The 3,190-nt window shown below is 65.8% G+C and carries 2 protein-coding genes; both read left to right on the top strand.

Annotation, left to right across the window (positions count from 1 at the left end):
- Nucleotides 1–2,443 (top strand): ABC transporter permease (locus tag EN932_RS32340; protein WP_164890735.1); only part of this gene is annotated, 2,443 nt, incomplete at its 5' end.
- Between the two features lie 227 nt (nt 2,444–2,670).
- The coding region (locus EN932_RS32335) for a Bax inhibitor-1/YccA family protein (RefSeq protein ID WP_164890734.1) at nt 2,671–3,190 on the top strand (520 nt) is incomplete at its 3' end.

The following is a 3,190-nucleotide window of genomic DNA, read 5'->3' as shown; positions in this document are numbered from 1 at the left end:
CGCGGCCATCGGCGGCGTCAACTCGGTGGCGCGTTCGATCACCGCCGGTGTCGCCAATCAGGGCCAGACGCTGCTTGGCGGCGATCTTCGCTTCCAGATCAACCAGCGTGACGCCAGTCAGGCGGAGCGCAGCTTCCTTGACGGGCTCGGCACGGTTTCGCGGACCGCCAGCATGCGTTCGATGGCGCGTCTCGCCGACGGATCCGACCAGGCGCTGGTCGAGGCCAAGGCGGTCGACCATGTCTATCCGCTCTATGGCACGCTGGAGACCGAGCCGGCGCTGTCGAAACAGGAACTGTTCGGCGAAGAGTTCGGCGTCTTCGGTGCGGCAGCGCCCGATCTTCTGTTCGAGCGGTTGCACGTCAAGCCTGGCGACCGGCTGAAGCTCGGCACCGCTACTTTCGAACTGCGCGCCAAGCTGGTCGCCGAACCGGATGCCGTGTCCGACGGTTTCGGCTTCGCGCCGAGGCTGATGATCTCGACCGAAGGGTTGGCGGCCACTGGACTGATCCAGCCGGGCAGCCTGGTCGAGAATGCCTACAAAATCCGGCTGCCGGCGGACGCCGACGAGACGAGGCTCAAGGCCATCCAGGATCAGGCCGCCACGGATTTTCCGGAAGCCGGCTGGTCGATCCGCACGCGCAGCAACGCGGCGCCCGCGCTGTCGTCCAACATCGAACGCTTCTCGCAGTTCCTGACCCTGGTCGGGCTGACGGCGCTGGTGGTCGGCGGCGTCGGCGTCGCCAATGCGGTGCGCGCCTATCTCGAGGGCAAGCGCGGCGTCATCGCCACCTTCAAGAGCCTGGGCGCTTCGGGCGGCTTCGTCTTTGCCGTCTATCTCGTGCAGATCCTGATCATAGCCGGATTGGGTATCGTGCTGGGCCTTGTGCTCGGCGCACTAATGCCCTTCGCGGCGAGCGCGGCCTTGCAATCCGTCATTCCGGTGCCGGCCGAAGGCGGCTTCTATCCCGGCGCGCTCGGCATGGCGGCGCTGTTCGGCCTGCTGGTGACGTTGGCTTTCGCGCTGCTGCCGCTCGGCCGCACCCGCGACGTGCCGGCAACCGCGCTGTTTCGCGAAATGGGGCTGGAAGGCCGCGGCTTGCCGCGCCCCGCCTATGTCGCGGCGGCCATAGGCATCGCGCTGCTGCTTGCGGCGCTGGCCATTCTGTTCTCGGGCGACCAGCGCATCGCCTCGATCTTTGTCGGCGCTACCGTCTTCGCCTTCCTGGTGCTGCGCGTGGTCGGCGCACTGGTGCAATGGACGGCCAGGAAAAGCCCGCGCGTGCGCTTCGTGGCGCTCAGGCTCGCCATCGGCAACATCCATCGGCCAGGCGCCCTGACGCCATCGGTGGTGCTGTCCCTTGGGCTCGGGCTGACGCTATTGGTGACGCTGGCGCTGATCGACGGCAATCTCAGGCGACAGATCTCGGGCAGCCTGCCGGAACGGGCGCCGAACTTCTTCTTCGTCGACATCCAGAGCGCCGATGTCGCGTCCTTCTCGGCGCTGATCGGCAAGGAGGCGCCGCAGGGCGTGCTGGCCAAGGTGCCGATGCTGCGCGGCCGGGTGATGGCGCTGAACGGTGTCGACGTCGACAAGGTGAAGGTGCCGGCGGAAGGCGCCTGGGTGCTGAGGGGGGATCGCGGCCTGACCTATGACACCAGGCAGCCGGAGAACGCGACGCTGACCGAGGGCAGTTGGTGGCCCGAAAATTACAGCGGCGAACCGCTGGTTTCGTTTTCGGCGCAAGAAGGCAAGGAGATCGGGCTGAAGCTCGGCGACACCATCACCGTCAATGTGCTGGGCCGCAACGTCACGGCCAGGATCGCCAGTTTCCGCCAAGTCGAATGGGAGACGATGGGTATCAATTTCGTCATGGTCTTCTCGCCCAACACATTCGCGGGCGCCCCGCATGGCTGGATGGCGACGCTGACCGAAAAGAGTGCATCGACGGCCGACGACGCCCGCATCCTCAACGCCGTCACCCGCGCCTTCCCGGCGGTGACGACGGTGCGGGTCAAGGACGCGCTCGACGTCGTCAACCGGCTGGTCGGGCAGCTCGGCACGGCGATCCGGGCGGCCGCTGGCGTGGCGCTGATCGCTTCGGTGCTGGTGCTGGCCGGCGCGCTTGCAGCCGGCAACCGGGCGCGCATCCATGATGCGGTGGTGTTGAAGACGCTGGGCGCGACACGCACGACGCTGATATCGGCCTTCTCGCTCGAATATATGCTGATCGGGCTGGCCACCGCCATTTTCGCGCTGGCGGCGGGCAGCGCAGCCGCCTGGTTCGTCGTCGCGCGCATCATGACTTTGCCGTCGCATTTCATGCCGGAGGTGGCGGTGGCAACCATTCTGTTTTCGCTGGTGATCACGGTCGGCATTGGTCTCGCCGGCACTTGGCGGGTGCTCGGCCACAAGGCAGCACCGGTGCTGCGCAACCTGTGACGACAGGCCCGGAACGGGCATCCTGGATTAAATCTTGGTAAGAAAGCCGTCCGAAAAGCCGAGGAATCGGCGCTTCGCCCTCTCACGAACCGTTACATCCGGTTACGGTCTTGTTCTTGACGCGAATAACCATCATATTTCGCCACAGGCATGCTGGAGCCCTGCCAGCGGCGCCTGGGTCCGGAAGGACCTGACACCGGACGGGGCAGAAGCAATAGAGGACTACAATGGCTGATCCCATTCGCAACTACCAGATGCGCGCCGTGCCCGGCGTCGGCGTCGGTGCCGACATCGATCAGGGCCTGCGCGCCTACATGATCAAGGTTTACAATCTGATGGGGCTTGGCCTCCTCATCACCGGTCTTGCCGCTGTCGGCACGATCATGCTGGCCACCACCACCGATCCGGCTTCGGCTGTCGCGACGCTGCCGAGCGGCGAGATGCTGACGTCCTTCGGCTACGCGATCTTCGGCTCGCCGCTGCGCTGGGTGGTGATGCTGGCGCCGCTGGCCGCCGTTCTGTTCCTGTCGTTCCGCGTCCAGTCGATGAGCGTTTCGGCGGCGCAGACGACGTTCTGGGTCTATGCCGGTCTCGTCGGCCTGTCGCTGTCTTCGATCTTCCTGGTCTACACCACGGCCAGCATTTCACAGACCTTCTTCGCCACGGCCGCCGCCTTCGGTGCGCTGTCGCTGTTCGGCTACACCACCAGGCGCGACCTGACGGCAATGGGCTCGTTCCTGATCATGG

It is taken from the genome of Mesorhizobium sp. M7A.F.Ca.US.002.01.1.1 (assembly GCF_004022955.1).
Lineage (GTDB): Bacteria > Pseudomonadota > Alphaproteobacteria > Rhizobiales > Rhizobiaceae > Mesorhizobium > Mesorhizobium ciceri.
This window is presented reverse-complemented; position numbering and strand designations above follow the sequence as displayed.